27 protein-coding genes are annotated in these 20,018 nt (G+C 58.5%); 2 read left to right on the forward strand and 25 right to left on the reverse strand.

Annotation, left to right across the window (positions count from 1 at the left end; translation table 11 throughout):
* Positions 1-60: 60 nt before the first annotated feature.
* Complete coding sequence (locus JFU58_RS10515) at positions 61-717, reverse strand: hypothetical protein (protein WP_201140570.1); 657 nt, start codon at positions 715-717, stop codon at positions 61-63.
* Between the two features lie 378 nt (positions 718-1,095).
* On the opposite strand from JFU58_RS10515, the gene JFU58_RS10520 reads away from it, so the two are divergent.
* The gene (locus JFU58_RS10520; RefSeq protein WP_201140572.1) at positions 1,096-1,332 is read left to right on the forward strand and encodes a hypothetical protein; all 237 of its coding nucleotides are present in this window, start codon (positions 1,096-1,098) and stop codon (positions 1,330-1,332) included.
* A gap of 99 nt (positions 1,333-1,431) precedes the next feature.
* On the opposite strand, the gene JFU58_RS10525 is transcribed toward JFU58_RS10520, so the two are convergent.
* From JFU58_RS10525 to JFU58_RS10625, 21 genes are all read right to left on the reverse strand, one after another.
* Positions 1,432-2,196: a C40 family peptidase gene (locus tag JFU58_RS10525; protein ID WP_201140574.1), complete on the reverse strand. Its 765-nt coding sequence runs from the start codon at positions 2,194-2,196 to the stop codon at positions 1,432-1,434.
* A 2-nt stretch (positions 2,197-2,198) separates the two neighbouring features.
* On the reverse strand, positions 2,199-2,951 hold the full coding sequence (locus tag JFU58_RS10530) for a phage minor tail protein L (protein ID WP_201140576.1): 753 nt from the start codon (positions 2,949-2,951) through the stop codon (positions 2,199-2,201).
* Positions 2,952-2,962: 11 nt separating this feature from the next.
* The gene (locus JFU58_RS10535) at positions 2,963-3,301 is read right to left on the reverse strand and encodes a phage tail protein (protein WP_201140578.1); all 339 of its coding nucleotides are present in this window, start codon (positions 3,299-3,301) and stop codon (positions 2,963-2,965) included.
* Between the two features lie 3 nt (positions 3,302-3,304).
* Positions 3,305-6,343, reverse strand: a complete 3,039-nt coding sequence (locus JFU58_RS10540; protein WP_201140580.1) for a phage tail tape measure protein — start codon at positions 6,341-6,343, stop codon at positions 3,305-3,307.
* Between the two features lie 27 nt (positions 6,344-6,370).
* Positions 6,371-6,643 carry a DUF1799 domain-containing protein gene (locus JFU58_RS10545; protein WP_201140637.1) on the reverse strand — a complete coding sequence of 91 codons (273 nt, stop codon included), beginning with the start codon at positions 6,641-6,643 and terminating at the stop codon, positions 6,371-6,373.
* Between the two features lie 47 nt (positions 6,644-6,690).
* Positions 6,691-7,071, reverse strand: a complete 381-nt coding sequence (locus JFU58_RS10550; protein ID WP_201140581.1) for a phage tail assembly chaperone — start codon at positions 7,069-7,071, stop codon at positions 6,691-6,693.
* Positions 7,072-7,074: 3 nt separating this feature from the next.
* Entirely contained in the window at positions 7,075-7,731 is a 657-nt protein-coding gene (locus JFU58_RS10555; RefSeq protein ID WP_063030564.1) for a phage tail protein, read from the reverse strand.
* Positions 7,732-7,803: 72 nt separating this feature from the next.
* The gene (locus JFU58_RS10560; protein WP_201140583.1) at positions 7,804-8,220 is read right to left on the reverse strand and encodes a phage tail terminator-like protein; all 417 of its coding nucleotides are present in this window, start codon (positions 8,218-8,220) and stop codon (positions 7,804-7,806) included.
* On the reverse strand, positions 8,217-8,813 hold the full coding sequence (locus JFU58_RS10565) for a hypothetical protein (RefSeq protein ID WP_201140585.1): 597 nt from the start codon (positions 8,811-8,813) through the stop codon (positions 8,217-8,219). Before JFU58_RS10565 ends, JFU58_RS10560 begins: the two co-directional genes overlap by 4 nt.
* Positions 8,810-9,178 (reverse strand): hypothetical protein, encoded by a 369-nt coding sequence (locus JFU58_RS10570; RefSeq protein ID WP_201140587.1) that lies wholly within the window; start codon positions 9,176-9,178, stop codon positions 8,810-8,812. The genes JFU58_RS10565 and JFU58_RS10570 overlap by 4 nt, the downstream gene beginning before the upstream one ends.
* Before the next feature lie 147 nt (positions 9,179-9,325).
* Positions 9,326-9,772: a hypothetical protein gene (locus JFU58_RS10575; protein ID WP_201140589.1), complete on the reverse strand. Its 447-nt coding sequence runs from the start codon at positions 9,770-9,772 to the stop codon at positions 9,326-9,328.
* Between the two features lie 107 nt (positions 9,773-9,879).
* On the reverse strand, positions 9,880-10,383 hold the full coding sequence (locus JFU58_RS10580; protein WP_201140591.1) for a DnaT-like ssDNA-binding protein: 504 nt from the start codon (positions 10,381-10,383) through the stop codon (positions 9,880-9,882).
* Positions 10,384-10,526: 143 nt separating this feature from the next.
* Positions 10,527-10,964, reverse strand: coding sequence for a tetratricopeptide repeat protein (locus JFU58_RS10585; protein WP_242488253.1), 438 nt, complete (start codon positions 10,962-10,964; stop codon positions 10,527-10,529).
* Between the two features lie 132 nt (positions 10,965-11,096).
* Positions 11,097-11,678, reverse strand: a complete 582-nt coding sequence (locus JFU58_RS10590; protein WP_201140593.1) for a hypothetical protein — start codon at positions 11,676-11,678, stop codon at positions 11,097-11,099.
* A 47-nt stretch (positions 11,679-11,725) separates the two neighbouring features.
* Positions 11,726-12,691: a major capsid protein gene (locus JFU58_RS10595; RefSeq protein WP_042572010.1), complete on the reverse strand. Its 966-nt coding sequence runs from the start codon at positions 12,689-12,691 to the stop codon at positions 11,726-11,728.
* Positions 12,692-12,703: 12 nt separating this feature from the next.
* Entirely contained in the window at positions 12,704-13,432 is a 729-nt protein-coding gene (locus tag JFU58_RS10600) for a hypothetical protein (protein ID WP_201140596.1), read from the reverse strand.
* 82 nt (positions 13,433-13,514) lie between these two features.
* On the reverse strand, positions 13,515-14,600 hold the full coding sequence (locus JFU58_RS10605) for a minor capsid protein (RefSeq protein WP_201140598.1): 1,086 nt from the start codon (positions 14,598-14,600) through the stop codon (positions 13,515-13,517).
* On the reverse strand, positions 14,575-15,993 hold the full coding sequence (locus tag JFU58_RS10610; RefSeq protein ID WP_201140600.1) for a DUF4055 domain-containing protein: 1,419 nt from the start codon (positions 15,991-15,993) through the stop codon (positions 14,575-14,577). Before JFU58_RS10610 ends, JFU58_RS10605 begins: the two co-directional genes overlap by 26 nt.
* On the reverse strand, positions 15,990-17,291 hold the full coding sequence (locus JFU58_RS10615; RefSeq protein WP_201140602.1) for a terminase large subunit domain-containing protein: 1,302 nt from the start codon (positions 17,289-17,291) through the stop codon (positions 15,990-15,992). The genes JFU58_RS10610 and JFU58_RS10615 overlap by 4 nt, the downstream gene beginning before the upstream one ends.
* Positions 17,278-17,739, reverse strand: coding sequence for a DUF2280 domain-containing protein (locus JFU58_RS10620; RefSeq protein WP_167665108.1), 462 nt, complete (start codon positions 17,737-17,739; stop codon positions 17,278-17,280). Before JFU58_RS10620 ends, JFU58_RS10615 begins: the two co-directional genes overlap by 14 nt.
* Positions 17,740-17,769: 30 nt before the next feature.
* Positions 17,770-18,393: a putative metallopeptidase gene (locus JFU58_RS10625; RefSeq protein WP_201140604.1), complete on the reverse strand. Its 624-nt coding sequence runs from the start codon at positions 18,391-18,393 to the stop codon at positions 17,770-17,772.
* 73 nt (positions 18,394-18,466) lie between these two features.
* Here JFU58_RS10625 and JFU58_RS10630 point away from each other — a divergent pair, with 73 nt between their 5' ends.
* Positions 18,467-18,988, forward strand: coding sequence for a GNAT family N-acetyltransferase (locus JFU58_RS10630; protein WP_201140605.1), 522 nt, complete (start codon positions 18,467-18,469; stop codon positions 18,986-18,988).
* Between the two features lie 77 nt (positions 18,989-19,065).
* On the opposite strand, the gene JFU58_RS10635 is transcribed toward JFU58_RS10630, so the two are convergent.
* The 3 genes from JFU58_RS10635 to JFU58_RS10645 are packed head-to-tail and all read right to left on the reverse strand — an operon-like array spanning position 19,066 to position 19,999.
* Positions 19,066-19,275 carry a hypothetical protein gene (locus JFU58_RS10635; RefSeq protein ID WP_201140606.1) on the reverse strand — a complete coding sequence of 70 codons (210 nt, stop codon included), beginning with the start codon at positions 19,273-19,275 and terminating at the stop codon, positions 19,066-19,068.
* A gap of 48 nt (positions 19,276-19,323) precedes the next feature.
* A complete protein-coding gene (locus JFU58_RS10640; protein ID WP_201140607.1) occupies positions 19,324-19,668 on the reverse strand; it encodes a hypothetical protein in 345 nt (114 codons plus the stop codon).
* Positions 19,658-19,999 carry an MFS transporter gene (locus JFU58_RS10645; protein WP_201140608.1) on the reverse strand — a complete coding sequence of 114 codons (342 nt, stop codon included), beginning with the start codon at positions 19,997-19,999 and terminating at the stop codon, positions 19,658-19,660. The genes JFU58_RS10640 and JFU58_RS10645 overlap by 11 nt, the downstream gene beginning before the upstream one ends.
* Positions 20,000-20,018 lie beyond the last annotated feature (19 nt).

The raw sequence follows: 20,018 nt of genomic DNA on the forward strand, positions 1-20,018 counted from the left end.
GCGCTGGGCTTTTTATCGTTTAACCAGAGGTTGAGCGCACCATCACTGCTAGAACCACTGCTACCCTTGACTGAAGTCGATTTGATTCAAATCTAAGGATGGAAATGTTCCTGCCGGCTGATCATAACCAGAGTTCGGTACGAAACACTGCCAGCCGTTCCCCTTCCAAGCGGTGTTAGCTACGCCCCATACCGAGCCATCATCCTTCGCACCTGAGCCATGGTCGTTCCATATCTGCTTGTCGATTGGGTTATTCTGTGTCAGCAGACTGTTCGCAACAAACGCGAAGCTATTGATATTAAAAATCCCACGCTCATCCCCGCCGTACCCGAAGAAGCCACTGAGCGCCGAGAAATTTTCCGGTGGGACCGCGACAGAAAGCTCTAGCGTTTTCGACCCTGCATTCATGCCCCACTTCCGCTGCACTCTCCCGCCTGGAGAGAATGGGCGTATGAGCGAATCGCCTTGATAATTAGGGTTATGCCTGACGATAAGTTGACCTTGCTTCATCGCCTCGTAATTACCGGGGTCGCCTCCCGCCAACAAGGCAACCCAATACCAGTCCCTAGGTACTTTTGGATAAAAAACATTCAAGTCCTTGTTAGCACCTGATTCGCTATCGCTAAAAATTTCGCCGTCAACCCAGCGACCCAACAGAGGCAAATTGCTCATCGATATCTCTCCCACGATTAGTGTCGGGGCACCAAATAAACTCATTCGCCCCTCCAGTGGCTTGCCCCATGTACAAGAACCGTTAATTGACTTGGAAGTCTTACGCTCTTGGCTATATTAATTGGGGCACGTTTCCTTTCTAGTCCTAGCAAAAAGCACTAAACCGTTTAAGTGTTTCATAGCCAGCATCGGTAATGGCTTTGCGCCATCCAACTCTGCCTGCAAGAATCCTAGTCAGACTTTGAAAAAACGCCACCGAGCTAGAAAGAATACTTCCTGTAGCTGTACAAATCCTCAGTAACGCCACACAGCCCTCCGATAGTAGCCTCCTGCCTTCATGCAAGGATTTCCCAGTCCTTTGCCTGCAAGCCCAAGGGACTGGGGTTGCGCCAATATCGGCGCGTTTATGACCTGGAGGTCAATGTGAGTGAGAAACCAGTAGTAAGCCCTTTTCAATTGGGCGTATGCGCAGCAATTCAGGTTCTTGCAACTGCAATCGCCGCCATTGACCCGACAAAAAGACAAATGATTAAGGAAGCAGCAGAAAGCGTTATGAGTTCTATGCCAGCTGATAAAGGCCTGGTTGACGGATCTTCTGAGCATCACATTGCGCTGCAATCACTGATTTTAGGGCTTCACCTAAACGACTCCCCAAAATAAGCGTGCTGAACTCTTCGCTCCATTGCTGAAAAGTCTTGGGCGCTAGCTGGTCGTGCGCCCCTAGCCTCTGTTTCATCTCTCTCCTGCGGCCATGCCGCGTCATGTTGGTTGTTTTGCATCTTTGTGCCTGAGGATCAGGCGCGTCCGGTCGTGCCAGGGCCCGCCGTAGACGATGATTTCGGACGACCTGCCATATAGGTGGTGCAGAAGAAACGGCCCGGGCCCGAAGGTGCCCGACTCTTCACCAGGTAGAGTTGGATCGGTGCCAAGATAGATCCCGGCATGATTCGGATGAGCCGTCCGGCCCACATGCATGACGATCAGATCTCCACGCTGCGGCCGGTCGACGCGAACAAAGCCGGCGGCCTCGTAATGCTGCTCGTAGAGACTGGCGTTCTCCGCACTCTCCCACCAGCCATCAGTGCGCTGGAAGGCCTCAAATTCAAGCCCCCATTCCCGCTGGTACCACTCGGCACAAATTCCCCAGCAATCCCAAACCCCATGTACAAACGGACGTTTGAGCAGCGGCGTGCTGCCCGTTGGCGTGATCGTGCGCAGGTCGCCCTCGGGCCAGCTGAGAATGTGCCAGGGCAAAGCCGTGGCTTCGCACATGGCCAGGTCATGAGGTGAAGGTCTGCTGGTTGCGTCCGGGTGTGAATGGACAATGCCAATCACCTCCCCCATGTCTTCCGCCGCAGCGTAGTCCTCAGGATCAAGTCGAAACTCTTCGTTCGGCTCCGTGGCGATGTTCCGACATGGGAAGTACTTCTGTTTGCGCCCGATGGCCAGCAACAGACCACAGCACTCTTTCGGGTACTGCGCCGCCGCGTGCGCCTGGATGGCCGCGATGATGTGCTTGCGCATGGTCAGCTCCGGGCAATGAGGGACACAGCGGGAAATCCACCGTGACCTAGCTCTTCGTTTTTGCCGAAGCGCAACTTGCAGGACGACAAGCAGCCTTTGCATTGATCCTTGGCTGGGTCATCCGTGGGGTTGTCTTCGTCATCGAACATGGCTGCGCCGGTGTATCCGCAATCCGGCCCCCGGTAACCATTGGTCATGGCCCAGTGGCAGAAGGTCGTCATCTGGCGCCCGGGCAGGCCGTGGTTATCAATCTCGCCCGGCGACGACAGTTCCCAGACCACCGCCTCGCCGTCCTCACTGGTTTTCTGGTCGATGTACCAGATCTCCAGTCCTTCCTGAGTCGGGTCAGCAGTCGGGTTGCCTTCGGGAAAGTTCGCGGCGTCCAGGTACTGAGCCAGGGTCTCGCGAACCGTCAGCTTGAACTTCAGCAGGTCCTCGAAGGCCAGGCACAGCGCGGTGACACGTCCGTTGATGTTGCCGGCGGCGAAAGTCGGCCTGGTGGCCGTGCCGTCACTGCCAGAGGCGATACCCTCGATCTGCACCGGCCAGGCCGCGTACTCGGCGCCCTGCCACCAAATCGACTTGGCGGGCAGATCCTCCTCCGAATGCTCGTAGGCCAGCAGTTCCTCGGGCGTGTGCGGGATGGCGTGACCGTGGAAGCGTAGGTAATCCGCGCCGTATTCGGTCCCGTCGATTTCGAACAGGCGAATTTCGGCGCCGGGTTCCAGTTTCTGGATATCCGTGATCAGTGCCATGGGTGGTTATCTCAGGGTGAAAAGGTTTGTTCGAAGGTCGCGGTGATCGCGTACACCTGGCCGCCGCGGTGCACTGGCTTGTAGCCGTTGCACTTGTAGAGGCCCAGGTCGCCCAGAGGCGGCTCCCAGAGGAAGCCCTTTGCGCCCTTGTGCCGGTCGATGAAGTCCATGATGTCCTTGATCCGGCCCTTCAGGCCGGTAAAGGTGACCGGCCAGGACTGGGATTTGTTGTTGATCCCGTCCTCGGTCGACTGCGCGTAGCCGTCGGCAAACTGCTTCGTGCGCACGCGCTGCTTGATGTCCCCCTCTACGCCTTTTTCAGTGGTCCAGGTGAATCGCTCGATTGCCATAAATCATCCTTTTACGTTTCGGCTGCTCACGCCGCCTTGGCGCCAAGACTTGGCGATCTCTTCTGTTGCGATTTGCCGGGTGCGCGTCTCCATGTTGCGCTGGAACAGTTCGGCGTCGAACTCGGCCCCATCAGGGCGGCCGGCCTCTTGATCCGTCAGGATGATCGGCATGCTCAGGCTGAGGTTTACCCCGCCACCGCCGCCTCCAACCGCAGAAACACCCAGCTTGCCGCTGGCTGTGCGAGTGAGCGGCATTATTGCCTCGTCGCCTGCCTCGCCCATGACACCGGTTTTGCCGTTGGCCATACCGAACGCCGTGGGCTTACTGACGATTGAATTGGTGAACGCGCCGCCGTCGGCGAACATCTGCACACCGCCCGACCAGGCGCCGCCCTTGGCCTGAATGCTGCCTGGAGTGAAGTTTGAAAGGTCGGTACCGGTGTACCCGACCTGACTTGCCCCGCCAGAGCCGCTGCCGCTGCCGCCGAAATAGCTCAGACCTGCGCCAAACAAGCTGCTGAGTAACTGTGAGCTCGCTTGTCGAGTGGCAATGCGCGCCATGTCCGCAAGGATCGACTTGGCGAAGTCCGAAAACGATGCCTTGCCGGTCATTGCAAAGTTGACGGCCGCGTCCTCCATGCTGCTGAAAGCGTTGCCGAACAGGCTTTTGGTCTGGCCGGCAATGTTCTTCGCCGAATCCAGGTAGTTGGTCCAGGCCGACGTCGCGCCCTTCGTCCAGTCGCCCTGGGCGTTCTCCACATCCGCATAGTTCTGCCGGATCTGGTCAGTGGCGGCCTTGTTCGCATCTGCGAGCGCCTGGGATTTTCGCTTGAACTCCTCCTCCGACATGTTGCGCGACGGGTCGGATTTCTGGTTGGCCAACTCCAGCGACTGCTGAGCAAACCGGTCTTGCTGGCTGTTCAGTTCGCCGTTGAGTGCGTTCTGGCGGTCCCCCTGGCCAACGCCGAGTACTGCGCGCTGGCCGGCAAGCTCCAGGGCTCGTTGCTGCTGAGCCAGGGCCTGCACGTAGGTGGTGATTGAGCGCTCCTGCTTGGCAAGGCGGCCGGTCTCGTTGGTGGCCAACACCTCAAGCTGGCTGTCGGCCTCCTTCTGCGCCCTGACCATCCCTGCGCGCGCGTCAGCGATCTTCTGGTCCAGCTGGATGCTCTGGGCAGCAGTCGTGGACTTCTTGCCTTTGACGGCCTCCAGCGCGGTAATCTCGGCCTCATAGGCTGCGGTGACCTCGTCGCGCTGGTTGCCGATCAGGGCTTCGCGCTTCAGCGCATATTCGGCCTGAGAAATAAGCCCGGCCTTCTCCGCCGCGTCCAGTTGCTTCTGGGTGTTTTTGTACTCATCAACGATGACTGCCAGGTTGTTCTTGGCGTTGTTGAAACCGGTCAGGTCGACCTGAGTTGCGGCCGCCTTCGGGTCCTTGAACTTGCCGTTTATGTTGGAGATGTTTTTGTCGACTTCCGATTGATCGAGCCGCGAATCCTTCGGGTCAACCTTGCGGATATCGTCGAGTTGCCGTTTGTATTCCTTGATCGCCTCGGTGCGCTTCTGCTCGTTCGTCCACGACGATTTGGTTAGAGCATCGATCTTGGCCATCGACGAAACAGCATCGCCTTGCGCCTTGGCCTGCTCGCCCTCCCACTTGGCGATGTCAGCCTGGGCCGCCTTTTCGTCCTCAAGCATGTTCAGGCGATTCTGCCGGAACTCAATCAAGGCATCCTTTGACTTTTGGTTTTGAAACAACCCATCCATATTCTGGGCTTCGAGCAATCCGGCCTTCGCGTCCTCAATGTCCGAATTAATGTCACGACGTCCGGCGTTTTTCAGTCCATCTGCCGCCTTGGCTACTGCGTTATACGCCCGCTCCCAGAAGCTCAGGTTTTCCAGGATCTTGGGGGTGCGCTCGTTGATTGCATCGGCGTACGAATCGGTGGCCAGCTTCACAGCGCCGGCGTGATCGCCCTGCTGCTCCAGTGCGGCAATCTGCGAGTAAACCGAGGCCGTCAGGTAGTGGTACTGCTCGTTCAGCGCAGCAGAGGCCTTTACCGGATCGTCTGCCAGCTTGGAGAACTCGGCGACCGTCTCGCTCACGGCCTTGCCGGTGGCTTCCTGCATCGACACGGCAGCCTGGGTGATGCCGGTGAAGCTGTCCCCGGCGATCTTGCCGTTGTCGGCCAGCAGCGCAAGCACGGCGGCGGCTTGGCCGGTGGTTCCTACCGTTGCGCTCACCTGGCGCGCCATATCCCCCAGTTGGCCAGCGCTCACTCCCGCGTAGTTGCCGGTGAGGATCAGCGACTTGTTGTATTTGTCTTGCTCTTCGCTGCCCTTGTAATAGGCAACTGCCAGGCCGCCCACTGCCGCGGTGGCCAGAGCCAGCGGACCCAGAATGGCTAGCAGCCCGGCAGCGCCTGCTCCAGCCCCGGCACCCAACTGAGCAACCGCACGCACACCACTTCCCCAGTCACCAGAGGAAAGCGCATTGCCCAACTGCACGACGTTTTCCTGCGCCTGGCGGGTGCCGAGGCGCAGCTTGTCGAAGCCGGTGGTGGTCTTTTCGAGCTTGGCGTAGTCCTTGTCGATCTTGCTCAGGGCGGTGTTGTACTGATCCTGGCTGATGCGGCCGGCGTCCAGGTGTTTGCCCAGTTGCTCGACCTGTGTGTCCAGCTTGGCCAGAGCGCCGCGAGCCGGGTCAATCGCTCCCAGCAGGCTGTTGAGAGCCTTCTGCTCGTCCATCGCAGACTTAGCCAGCGCGATCTGCTGCTTATCGAGTTGCGCCGAGATTTTCGCTGCCTCGGCCTCACCATAGGCGCCGGTCTTGGTCAGCTTGGTGAGCGCGTCACGCTGCTTTGCCAGGTCCTGCGTGGTCTTGGCGCTGGAGGAAAGTGATTTCTCCAGTGCCTGCATTTCATTCATCAGGCTGGCAGCGGATTGCTCGGCCCGGCCGCCGGCCTTCGCCATCTCATCCAGGCTCGTTTTTGCCTGGATTGCATCGGCCGAGTCGATCTTGACGCCGAGTTCTGCAATGTTCATCGACTCACCTTGAATAAGTGCCCGTAGTTACGGGCTGTTTTCCCTTTCCTCCGCCATAACGCGCAGGGCCTCGCCTTCCAGCACCTGAAGGTCAGGGAAGATTTCAGCGAGTTTCTTTTTCTTGATGCCGAGGAACCCGGCCACGTCGCGGATGCAGGTGTAGTCGAGGCCGATTGCGCCGTTGGAACCCGCCCGCCACTGAGTCGACATCCGGTTGAACAGTAAGAACGCCGGCCAGTTGCAGGTCCAGACCTCGGTCACCTCTTCAAGGTCACCCGGGGTGAGCCCGAACAGGGCCATCAACTCAGCAGGTGCCGCCGGCGCGTAGAGTGCGCGGGCGGCGTCCGTCAGTTTCCCAAGCGGGCCTGATTGAATGCGCTCTGGTAGGCATTCACGACCGCCTCAGCAGCGCCCTGGCAGGATGTCACCAGCGCCCGAATGCTCTTGTCATCGAACTTGTCATCGAAGCCCCAGCCAACAACCAAGTCCTTGATCTGCTGCGACTGCTGCTCAGTGTCAGCAGCAACGATTTCGGAAAGCGTTGGGCTTTCACCCAGGGAGGTCCGAGCTTCATCGCGCTTCAGGTTCCACTCATCAAACAGAGCGGCAAGCCCCGGGCGATCCCGATACTTGAAGGTGAACTCGATTTTCCCGGGCTCACCCCCAACGATCGGGATCGACACGAAGGCCTTGAACGTCGGGTTTTGGGCGATTCTGATCTTTGCCATGGGTTACGCCACCGCAGTCAGGTAACGGGTCGGCTCGGCCTGCAGCGCCAGGTTGACGGTGCGCGTCAACAGGTTGTTGCGGGAGACTGCCGGCTGCTTGGAAAACGACGTGTAGGTGCCGTACAGCAGGGTGTCATTGCCTGGCAGGTTGAGGCGCGCCGCTTCAATCTGCTTGCCGGCGTCAGCCTTCAGCAGAACGCTGTTGAATGCCTGGGCCGGGTCGTCAGCGATGGTCAGCACCATACTTGCCGCCGATTTGTCGGTGGGGATCTGCTTGCCCTGGTCATCCTCGAGGAAAACCACGTCGAGGTAGTTCTGCTCGCCGCCGGAGAAGGCAACGTCTGAGATCTGCGGGATCTGCACCCAGGTCAGCACCTTGCGCATAGTGCCTGCGCCGCCTGCCGCCGGGAAAACCTGAGTATCGGTGGTGTCGATACCTTCCAGGGTGATCGCTGTTGCGGTTGCCGCCTTCACACGCACCACTTTGCTATCCAGCTTGCTCCAGCCGGAAGTGAGCAGAACGATATCGCCGGCGGCAATGGTGCCGCCGACTACAGTAGCCACGGCCTCGCTCGCATTGCTGATGGCAGCGAACGCCAGTGCCGCGCCGTAGGTTGCAGCGTGCTGGAAGGTGCCGCCGTTCGGGAGTTTGTAGCCCATGGGTATTTCCTCTTTGCAGATATGAAAAAACCCGCTCAATGGCGGGTTTGTGGGTTTGCCCAATGGGCGGGATCAGTTCGTGTCGGCTCGGTACAAGAACGAGACCGGGACGGTGTAGGTAGAATCGCCGGTGATGCCGGGGCCTGGGTCGACCGGCGACATCGTCACCACGGTGACCAAGCCCTTCGTGTCCCTGGCGTATAGCGGGAACAAATCGGTCAGTTCAACTGCTATAGGGCTCGTCTTCGTCTTACCCGTGCCCGCCGGTGCGATGATGCTGACTTGGAACACGCCTGTGAACAGCCTGTGATCGCCGCCAAGCGTGTTGCTCGCGGTGTCGCCCGGGATAGTGAAGGCTCGCAGGTAGGTCTCGCCCGCCGTCGGCGTGTAGGCCGTGTTCTCGAAGACGATCTTCAGCTTCTCCGACCTGGCAGCGTTCCAGGCGATCAGCTTTGCCTCGTAGATCGAGGCGATGATTGCGTGACTCATACCTGGTTGTTCCTGATGGCCTCCAGCACGACCTGCTGGAAGCGAGCCACTGTTACCCGAACCATGCCGCCGGGGGCCTGGGTGGAATGGCCGAACTCCAGCGGAATCGCGTAGGGCAAATTGTTGATGATGTAGGCCATCTGGCCGGCGGTGAAGTCGCTCATTGCGGCGACCAGGGCAGCTACTGTCTCGGTGCCGCTCGGGTCAACCTCATCGAACGTGACGCTCTCGACCATGCCGAGCGATATGTGCCAGTTCGCACGGAACCGGCCGCCGACGTAGCCTTCAGGCGCCTTAATGTCCATGCCGTCGTTGAGCTTGCGGCCCTTCTTGAGCCTACCGCCCTTCGTGAGGTTGGCCGGGTCACTACGCAGCGCGCTGTTGTGATCGTCGACGGCCTTGTTGTACTGGGTGGCAACTGCGTTCTGCGCCCAGATCTCTGGGTTGCCCACGGGGGACATTCGGATCAGGCTGCTGCCGACCTCGATGATGATTTCACGCACGCTGGCATCGATGGCTTCACCCGTCTGAGCGGCGAACTGTGCCAGGCTCAGAGCGAAGCTACCGGACTGGCCGGCACCTGCCCGGCTCACGACCGCACCTGCAGCTCATACAAGATGGGCCTGCCGGCCGGGTTGACCTCTTTCAGTGGGGGCACGATTGACCAGGTGCGGCCCTGGGCAACGACTTTGTCGAGCAAGCCCGGCGCCCAGGCCATGCCCTGCGCAGCAATTTTGAGCTTCTTGTCGCCCTGCTTGATGAGGCTGTTGTTTTGAAATTCTTGGCCGGTGAAGTCGAGCAGGATGCCCTGGGCGATTTGCTCAACAGTGGCGCCTGGCGCCTCCCCGCCCGCCTCCGGGTCATACTCGCCCGGCACCGTCTTGCTGATGGCCACGGGCTGGCCGAACTCTGTGATCATATCCAGAGCCATCACGGCCATTTCGTCGTAAAAGGCCATGGTGGCTCCAGATGTTAAAAGCCCAGCGCGATGGCTGGGCTCTTGATGTTTCGGGTTTCCAAAGTCTTTGTCGACTGAACCAGCTAGATACGGGAGCAATCCCATATTCGCCTGGCGTCGAAATTGTGCCCTTCTAAAGCTGGTACATCACGAGTGGCCAGAGCAAAGCGCTGTCCGCTCAGTGGTTTGCTGAGTAGCCTGATATAGGCCTTCGGCAGAGCGCACAATCATCAGCTCGAAGGCTGATCTGTAAGTCCCACCATTGTTCGCATCATCCTCTATGCAGAGCACTTTAGTGTCACCGTCGTCCCGGGCAATACGAAGGCTGAAATGCCAACTGTCATCCTCCAGCGCCAAGGAAATCGCCTTGTCTGTAACTGATCTGACCTTGGTGAAACCATACTGCTGAAGTGTATGGGCATCGGGACGAGACCTCGGGCGCATGGAGTTACGGAAAGATAGTACGTCCAGTGTCTCCACTACTTTTGCAATCTCAGTCTCTCCGCTGCCAGTGTTGGCAGAAGCCGCATTCACTGCCGGTAAGAGCAGACATACACCGACAACAAGCAGCATTGATTTAAGCAGTTCAGGCACATCGAATCCTCGAGATCGAAGTCATCTATTCTCGCCACCCAATCATGCAGGTTTCTTTATGTGGTTTTTTGCAAAGGGTGATCGGAACTGTCGGTAGGAATACCTTTTTACGCCCTAATTGTGAACAACCCGCGTCGCTGTAGGTAGTCGGCAAACTGAGTGACGCTAGGCCGGTCCGGCGCCGCTGGCAGAAGCCGATTGCTGGTGTTAGGGATCGCCGCGTACTGCCGCGTCACCGCGCCCTCAACACGGTCGAGTAGAACGGCGCCCTTCCGTTTCTCCACCGGGTCGATATCGTCCTGATGGATTTCAGTGGCCAGGGCCATCTGACCGTACTGGATACGCGCCGGCAGGTAGTTGTTCGGCTTGTTCTCGTGATCCAGCAGCACTTGCCGGCGCGGCCAGGACAGTGCCTGCTCGCTGTTCGTTTTACGCCCCTTCCAAGTCATGCCATCCATTGCCAAGGCGGCCCGGCGCAGCAGCGCTTCCTGCTCCGGAACGCCTACGGGAATGACCGCGCCGAACTTCACGGCATACAAGGCCAGGTCCTCGGCGCTCGCGTAGCTTTCAGCGTCAGGCTTGCCGGTGCCGTCCTCGATGATTAGTGTCATGCGTTTACTCGCTGAATGGGTTTAGACCGCCTGCTCGCTTTACGGACTAAGTCATTAGACCAATTGCGCGCACGATGGAGTGCCTAGAGCGCTAGACAGGCTCAATGCAGTAGAGAGATGGTCAGCCTAGTAGTTAAAGAACTTCAAAGATCAGCACGTGTTTTGAGAAAGATTAGGTATCGAGCATCTTCAATTGCGAAAATCTCTGGGCCAGCCCCCATGTATGCTCGCATCAACTCGTCTGCTGCAGAGTCTTCTTGACCTTCATCAAACAAAACCTGCCCAAGGCGCAGATGCAAAAATGGATTTCCGAGACCGCCAGGGCAGGTCATTGCGTACTGCAAAGCTTCGCGAGCAGAGGTTTTGAATCCTGACAAGAAACAAGCATCAGCTATGGCCGCCAGAATCCAAGTAGCGGCCTCCCAATCGTTTTTGGGTGAAGGGATCATTTCCCAGGCCTTGTTATATTCAGTCACCGCTGCCTCATAGCGGCCTGACTCAGCCAGCATATCTCCGGCACTACTGAATTTCTTTATTTGCTCGTGAAGCTCAGGATTTAGCTCTCCATTTTCGCTCATCATTATCCACTCCATAGATTCGGTGAAGGTCAGAAGTTAAAACCTACCTGAATCACGCCTGATTTAGTAGATTTCTGAAGAACTCACGAAGCTTTTGCTTAGTCCTTTATTAGCCTTGCCTACAGCTCGGTCGTATTAGGCACTCAACTTTGCGACGAGCCTTTCCAGGGATTCTTTCGAGGCGTTGGCCCGGTACTGGACCTTGGCCTCATCGAGCTTTGCTTTCAGCGCCGCGATTTCACCAGCCTCATCTGCCGACGGCGTGAGGGCAGCCTGCTTCAGCGCTTCAACCTCGCCGCGCAGCGTGTCGACGGTCAGGGTCAGGCCGTCACGTTCTGTGGTCAACTCACCAACCGAAGCATGGATGGCGCCCAGCACTTCATACAAGCGCAACGCCAGGTCGCCGGACTCTGGACGATGGATTTCGCCAGCTTCCAGCCCGTCAACAAGGATCCGGATCGATCCATGCTCAGCACGCAAAGCCGCGATCACCTTTTCCAGTTCGGCTTGGTTGCCCGCACCAACAACCTGCGCCCGCTTGGCTTCCTTCACCGACACATCGATGCCGGCTGCTTCGTACGCATTGACCACGCTCGGCCAATCGCCAATCACCAGCACGCTGGTCACACCCGCTTCGGGCTTATCGAAGTGTTCCGGATTGCGATAACGCTTCTCCGGGTCGAAGCCGCTCAGCTGGTTGCTGTAAGTCAGTTCCATGTGTTTCTCCAAGGCGGCCATTGCTGACCGCGCGTTGAGTTTGAGGCTTAACCGCCAGTAACAGGAGGCGTTGCGGTCAGCGTGATCATCACGCCGGCGGTGACTTTGTTGCTGCCCGCATGCTTGACCCAGTTGGCAGCGGAGCCGACGGCAGCCAGCGTTGGGTTGGAACCGCCAGTGGTGGCTTTCCAGCTATAACCCAGCACATCGATGTTCACGGTGCCTTCCGCGCGGTAGCCGATGCTCAGGTTTTCTTCGTCGTTCACTTCGTAGGAACGGAAGCCCGGGGCCTGGGATTCAGTGATGGTTACCGCGTTTGGCAGCAAGCCGAAGATCACGTCCGCCGGCGCGGTATCGGTCACCAGTACAGGCTTGCCCAGGGTGCCAGGCAGGCCGCCGTAGATCACGACGCCAGCTTCTTCGTAGATCTTGTTGGTGATGGCTTCGTCGACGATGTCGAAGTAGGCGCTGGAGTGCATGACCCACAACGCAATACGGCCGAACTTGTCGCCGAACTTGCGCATGCCGCGAGTCAGAGTCTTCTTGCCGTCGGTTTCGATGTTGGCCGAAACCACCATGTCGGCGTTAGAACCGATGGCGGCACGCAGGCCAGCAGTTGCGTACTGGATGAAGCCTTCCAGGGTCGCGTCAGCAACGTCGGCTCCGACGATCTGGGAGAACTCCTCGACCGGACGACCGCGGCGCTTGAACGCCTCCTCGGTGGTTTGGTAAGGGCCGTACTTCCAGGGTGCCTTAACGCCAACGGCTTCGCCGGCGCTGATCTTCTTGGCAGTCACCTTACCGTCAGAGTTGACGTCGCGGTGCTCCAGGGAGCCGTTCAGCTTGTAAAGAGCGCGCTTTCGGAAGTCGCCTTCGATCAGCTCGTTGTCCAGCACCATCGCGCCGTTGGACGATGCGTTGAACACATCCAGGTTGTCCTGAACACGCTCCAGGTATGCGGTTTGCGCCTCATCGTTGTAGATGATCAGGTCGCTGTTAACGGTTGTAGCCATGGGTCAATCCCCTTACTTGGGCAATGCGAGATATGCGGTTTGGCCGTGCTTGCGCTGAAAGTCGCGCTTCTGCTCGGAGGTCATTTCGGAGCGCTTGAATGCAGCCTTGCCGCCACCCCCGCCCGGGGCAAATGTCCCTGAAGCCCTTGGCCACAGATGAGGTGCGCTTTCGCGCAGAGATTCCGCCCATTCGAGCGGAGTCAGAGGGGTCTTGCCGTCTTTACCGAGGATGACCTGGCCGGATTCATCAACGGCGACTGCATCGCCATCTTCGTTAAGGGTGAACACGCCTTTGGCGCGCAGGATGATGTCGTCGGTTGCTTCCGGCAGAGCACCGGCCTTCAGCGCTGCGCCGCGTACCGAATCGCCCAGGACTTTGCCCTGGAACTTGGCAGCGAAGGACTCCGCCTTCTCGGCGCGTTCGCTGATGGTCTTCAGTTGCTTGTCGTAGTCGCCACGCAGGCGCTCGGTGCGGCGGTTGAAGACCTCATCAACCTTGCCCTCAGTCAGCAGCTTGGTTTCTTCGTCTTGGCCCGCTCGACTGAGCAGGCCTTTAACAGCGTCGATGTCGATGCCCTCAAACTGAGTTTCGAAATGGGTCAGCTTGCCGGAGGTTTCCTTCAGCTTGCCCAGCAGTTCCGAGTTCTTGGTTTTCAAACCGGAAACGGATGCTTCAACGGCAGTCGCGATAGCGGCCTTGATTGCCGGGTTTTCCAGGTCGATTTCGTTTTCTTCTGCCACGTTGATGCACCCCTAGGGTTTGGTTAGCCCGCCTTGCGAGCAATAAAAAACCGCCCGGAGGCGGCTGATTGAATGTGTTCGGTTAAATTCCCGCCATAGCGAATGCCAGTGGCTCCAAAACCTTCATCTGGGCGAGTGTCAGCGGCGCAAAGTTACGATCAAGCTGAAGTTCGGTGAACCGCTCTAGCGTCAGGCCGCCTTCGCGGAACAGCTTGGCTCGTACTGGACCAATAGCAGCATCCTGAAACGCTGCTGGTTGCTGCTGTAGCCAGTGGTAGTAGTCGAGGCTGGCGTTAACCTGCCTCCCGCCATCAGCACCTACAGATGCGCGCGTGGCGCCCTTGGCGAATATCTCGCTGAGCCTGGTCAAAATAATGAAAGTCGTGCGGCAGTTAGGATGAAACGGCGGCCTGGGCCCAGACTCAACCGGAAACCTACGGCCGTCCAGCGATCGGCATTGCTGGCTGGTCTTGCTGTCCAGCGTCGCAACGATTTGGATCTCGGACACAATGTCGGTGTTGGCCTTTGCCACCTCCATGCGCGCCTGGGACGACACATGCTGAATGGCGGTGTGCACGACCGTGCTGGCATTGCGGTTGGTGGTAGCGAGAATTCCATCCTTGTAGCCGGCAGCCTTGGTGCCGCGAATGTTGCGAATGATCTGGAAGTTCGTCTGCCCTTCGAAGAAGCCCTGCCGGATGGTGCCGGTAACCCGTTCACACTCTGCACCGGTCCAACCCTTGATGAAGGCCTTCAGCAGCCTCCCGCCGCCGGTGCCGCGCACGCTGAGGGGGTTCGTCAGCACTGCGGTTCGGATTGCCGCAGCCGTCGGCGCCACCACATCGAGCGACACGCCAACCGGTGCAGACTTGGCCAGGCTGGTCACCTCAAACTCGGCCTCGTATTTGGCGATGTCTACCAAGTCGAGATTCAACTGCGCGCTGTAGCGGTCGAAAATGCCGAGCAACAGGCTATCGACCTCCTTCAGCAACGCTTCCAGGCGCTTCGTGTTGTACTCGGTCAGGTCTGACTGCGTGAGCCGGTCACGGATCGAACGGTCAATCTCCTTAAGGAAAGGAGCAAATTTGCCGACCTCCCCTGCCTTAAGCTTTTCGAGGAAGACCGCGTGCCGGATCGTGGCATCAAGTACTACCGGATTTACCGCCATTTGGTTTGTCCTCGTCATCCAGGCCCAGGCCGTCGCCCTGCTCTTCTAGTTCACCGTCGATTTGCAGATCAGTACGCTCTGGCGCGATCAACCCCAGCTTGCGCAGGTAGGCCCGAAGGTCTGCCTTGGCAAAGCCGCGTTGCTGCCACAAGCCAACCAAAGCCGTGATCATCTGCGGATCAGCCGTCAGCTCAACGAACTCCTGATTCACTTGGTAGGCGACCTTCTTGTCAGCGATGCCCATATAGGCGCAGCACCACATGATTGCCCGGGTGTATGCCTCGCTGACGTTTGCCACGCAGCCAGCCAGCACAGAGGTAGATGCCGATTGATCGCCGCGGGACTCCGTAGCGGTCTTGGCGGCCAGTGAAGCCACCACCATCCGGGCACCCAGTTCGATCATCATCTGGTTCTTGTCGGCCATGGCCTCTTTGACCAAGGTGTTCGGCGCCGGCTGTGCGTAACCGAAGGCGCCGCCCGCTGGCAGCATCATTGGCGCCCTGGAGCCGACATAGACACCGTTCTTTTCCATCCAGTCGCGCCACTGCTCATCCAAGCCAGAAATCCACGGTTGAGCCTGGCCACACCAGAAGACGCTATCTTCGTAATCGGCACTGTTCCGGTAATGGCCCAGGTTGATCATCGCGATGTCGTACAGCGGTGACTCGTCGATGCTTGGGTCGTTGTTCTGCGCCCCGACGAAGGTGAACGGAATCTCCTTGAGGCGACCGGTTACGCCTTCGGGCTTGAACTCGTCAATGACTGCCAGTGGCCCGCCACCTTTCGGCCCAGACCGCCGCCAGACGCGGCAAACAAAGCCGTCATCCTCAAGCGCCAGTTCCCGGTACTGCTCAGCCGTCTTGTAGCCGAAGCCATCAGGAATTTCCGGAGACTCGCGCAGCACCACCAGAGTCAGCACGCTATGGCCGTTCACCATGCCCGTGCGCCAGTTGATGATGTCTTCAGCGCAGTAGGAAAGGATCACCGAGTGTCCGCCGATGCCGTCATCCTGGTGATAGTCGACGTATAGGCCGTGGCGACCAGCTTCAAGCACCTTTTCAAGCGTGCCCTGAGAGTGTTGATAAATACTCACTCCGGAGCCGTTGGCGTTGTCTTGCAGGTATTCCAGCTTCTTCGGCACCGTGAGTGTCGGGTCTTTATGGAAGGCCAGGCCCAGCAGCCCGTTACGGGTGTGTCCGGTGGCGTTCTTGAACACCGCCCGCTCGCGGTAAGCCCGGTTCCGATCTTCGTTCTCCGGCGACTTGTCGTGCGCGTTGATGTACGGCAGCCGATCGACTACCCGGTGCTGGCCCGCGCAGACGTCGCGAACGGTCGCCCAGCGATCCAGCACTGCCGTGTATTCCGCCCGCTTGAAGGAGACGTCGTTGCTCATCGGGCGTATCCCATTTTGATAGCGGTGACCGGTTTGATGATCGGGTACTCGCGGTGGATGAAGTAGCCGCCGGCGTCGTTCGCGTGATCGATGCCGGCGGTTTTGTCTGGCTCCCCATTCGCGCCCCACACCTGCTGTTCCAGGCCATCGGCGTAGGTCGGACAGGTGAATGAGTTGATCAGGTAGCGGCGCTCGCCCTGCGCATTGCAGAAGACGGCGTTCATTGCGTTGATTCGGTCCTTCACCGGCGGGTTTGCCGCTGGAGCGATGACCGCGAACCCGGCCTGCTTGAGCATGGCCAGGTCGGTAATGCTGGCGTTCACGGACTTACGTGAATCACCAGAGGCATCCGGGTAGATCCTGATCTCGCAGGTCTTCTTGAAGTCATTGCCGTCGTGCTGCCAGTAGCGCTCTTTGATGCGGCGAATCATGTCGGGCGTGTCGTAGCCGTCGATCAGCTCATCCACGGCCCTGGGCAGCCCCTGGTCGCGCTTAACGTGGGTGATCGCCGCCATCTTGCCGACGTTGAAGTCCATCCCTAGGAACAGTGGCTCACCGGGCTGCACGGTGTCGAAGCACCCATTGAGCTTGCGGTCGTAGGCCGTGTAGATCGTGCCGGATGTGAGGTTTACGAACTGGCCCTTGAGGTACGCCATGATCAACTGCGGCGGATAGGACTCCATCAGGGAGGCGATGTAGTCATCCGGCAGGTTCAGCTCGTTGTCGAAGGTGCTGGCCTGCACCAGGCCGTACATCTCCTTGAGCGACGGCCTGTCGCGCAGCTGCTTCACGAACTGCAGGAAGACGAACTTGAAGCCCTCCGGCGTCGTGGTGACGTCCACACCGTTCTTCAGCCCGGGCAAGTTGTAGCGCATCCGGGCGATGATCTTGCGCCAAGCCTGCTGTGCCTTCAGGGCAGTCAGCACGTCCAGCTCATCCACCAGGGCATGGCCAATCTTGAACCCGACAATCGTCTGCGGTTTCTCCATCGACCGGCAAATCACAGTGCCGCGGTACTGCCGACCGCTGTAAATGTGAACCTCGTGGTTCGCCTGGTTGATCTTGGTCTTGAGCCCCCAGTCGTAGGCCACCTCATCCATGGTCGGATAGAAGATGTCCCGGATCTGCGGGTAAGTCGGAGCGAAGTAGCCGGCGTTGACGCCGGGCCACTCCATGAAGTGCTTACTCAGTGCCGAACAGCCCACCCAGGTCTTGCCTGAGCCGAACCCGGCAACGAACGCACGGAATTTGTGGGGCAGAGTGAGGAACTGAGCCTGCGGAACGTTAAGGCTCGGCATTCGGCTTCCTCGCATCCACCACGTCGACCTGAATGCGGGTTGGGATCACCGGCTCGTCGCCAACCTCTTCCTTCCGGGCCCGGTTGACGTAGATGTCGCCGCATTCTTTGGCAGCCTGCTCCAGTAGCTGGGCAGTCAGCGCCATATTCTTCATGCCTTCGGCTTTCTCAGCCATGCGGCTCAGGGCGCGCAGTCGGAAGGCTCGATTGGCGATCGGGATGTCTTCAGTCTCTTCGCGGAACCGCTTGCGGCTCTCGCGAAACATCGTTGCCCACTTCTCACCCAGCGCTTTGCCGGCTGCCTTTGTTGGGTCGTGTGATTCGCACTGTTGGCGAGTGACAACAACGTTGAATTCTTTTAAGACGGCCTCAACCACCTGAGAAGGTGTGTCAAAGCACGCGAGAGCCTGAACAATAAAGGCTTTCACCTCACTTCGAAGAGCTGCCATTGGCGATCATCCGTCTTAACCTGTCTAAAATCAGGCCGACTTGAGCAGACAGGTTCCGCAGGCCCTCGCAATGTTCAATTTCCCCACCTCAGCAGGACTGTTTGCAGCATCCACTAACGCTTGAACGTCAGGACTTGCACCGTAGCGGCGGACCACACCGACGAACTCTTCTACGTCATGTCCACGCATCTCAAGCTTTGGCGCGCCCTCCTTGTTGAAGGCTGGTTGACCGTACTTGTCGGTAGCATGAGCCAGGTGATAAAGCTCGTGCTCGACCAGTGCGCAGAATTCAAGGTCGCTGCACTGGGCGCAGTAGTCAGCTGCCAAGGTGATGATGAAGGCCGGCACATCGCCGAACCAATCACGCATCTGTTGCTCCATCCGGGCTTTCTGCCAACCGCCGGCGCGGAACGCTACCTGCTCAGCCTGGCCCAGCACGGTGCGACCCTGCTTCTCGAAGCTGGAAGACGCCCACATGACCCGGATGTCTGCATCCTGTAAGTGGGCATGGTCTTCGTTGTGAATGCTGCCAGTGTCGGCGAGGACCTCGACTTGGAGCCACTCCCAAACATCAGGGGCGGGAGTCAGTCGGATGCCAAAGTCTGAAAGCTCGGAAAGCTCAAGCAGCGACGATGGAGGGTATGGCCTATCCACAGTTCACCCTGAGCTTGTATTAGTGGCTGGTTATCGGTATTGGTTGGAGTCATTTAGCGCAAGGAGCAGAACAGTGATCACGATTCGAGAGGCAACGATTGAAGACCTTCAAGCGCTCCAAGACATCGGCATAGCGACCTACAAAGAGCACTTTTCTGATATCTGGACCGCGGAAGGAATAGAGAACTTTCTAAGCGAGGACTTTTCAGTTTCTGAACTGCAGAACTCTATCGGATCACCTATCAATCATTGCTGGCTCATTGCGCTTAACGAGGAAGACCAGGCCGTAGGTTTTTCGAAGGTCAACTGGTCTAAACCAATCCCAATATCTGATCAAGTTGGCGCCGAACTCCAAAAAATTTACTTCCTCAAATCTCAGGCTGGCAAGGGCTATGGGAAGCAGCTTCTCCAGTTCATTCACGACTCGGCGCAGAACCGCAATGAAGGCTTCATATGGCTGGACGTACTGAAGACCAACTCAAACGCGCAGCGCTTCTACGAGAGCTTCGGATTCAGGGCGCTGGGCGAAATTCCCTTCAGTACCGACATAGGCGAAATCGGGATGGTCGTTATGTGCCGCAAGCTTTCACGATAACTGGCTGGCCGTCGATGATCCTTCCCGCCGGCCTCGGCCATCATCCCAGTAGTGGACGTGTGCGCCTGATTGGTCGCTCATGGCGAAACCTCATACTGGAACGCCCGATCAGCAGGCATGGCCGTGACAAACCGGCAACGGTGAGAATCGAACTCTTCGTCGAAAGCAATGGTGCGCCGGTACTCGGAGGTGACTTTGCCGGTGAATCGCTCACGATGAACGACCGCACCTTCACGCAGGAACTCGACTTCAGCCGAACCCAGCAACTTGGTTACGATTACTTTCATTGGGTTATCCCGCGCCACGATTTGGCGCATTCGAAAACGTGGCGCGGATTACTTGCCCCGGCGCTCGACACCATCAGGCGCCGTGTCGCAGTGCAGGCAGTGCTCGCAGTTCAGCGTCCGGCACAACCAGACCTTCACTCGCTGCCAGTAAGTGACCATGAAGACGTGCCGCACACCGGCCAGAGCCAAGGACACATGCAGCGTCAGGCCGGCACTGGTCGGTCCGAAGAAGATGTTTTGACTGCGCGCCATAACGACGAAGCCGCTGATGGCGATCGTCGAGTAGATCAGCTTACCGAGAATGCCGTCCCTAACCTTCCCGCTCAGTACGCACCAGGCCGCCCACAGCGCGATAAGGCCGCAGGCGATGGAGTTGATCAGTTCAAGATTCATGGATTGCCTCCCCGAACCGCTGGCGAATGAGCGCCCAGAGGTCAGCGGATTTAATGGCTCGATTGATGGCCGCCAGGAGCGAGCCGCCGAAGGCCCCCAGCAGGAAGCCGATGCCGGCGACGATCTTCGGCTCGGTCACTCCCAGGTAGGTGCTGACCATGCTCGTCAGGTAGATCGAGCAGGCCATGCCGGTGATCAAGAAGATCATCCAGGCACGCCAGTCGTTCAAGTCGTCCTTGTGCCACCAGCTAGCGATCACGGCACCAACTAGGCCCGCGATCAGTAATTCAAACCTGTCGATCTTGTCGAGCAGGCGCTGTAGATACTCCATGCGCTCGACTCCGTGGGGC

Origin of the sequence: Pseudomonas sp. TH34 (genome assembly GCF_016650865.1) — a bacterium.
Lineage (GTDB): Bacteria > Pseudomonadota > Gammaproteobacteria > Pseudomonadales > Pseudomonadaceae > Aquipseudomonas > Aquipseudomonas yamanorum.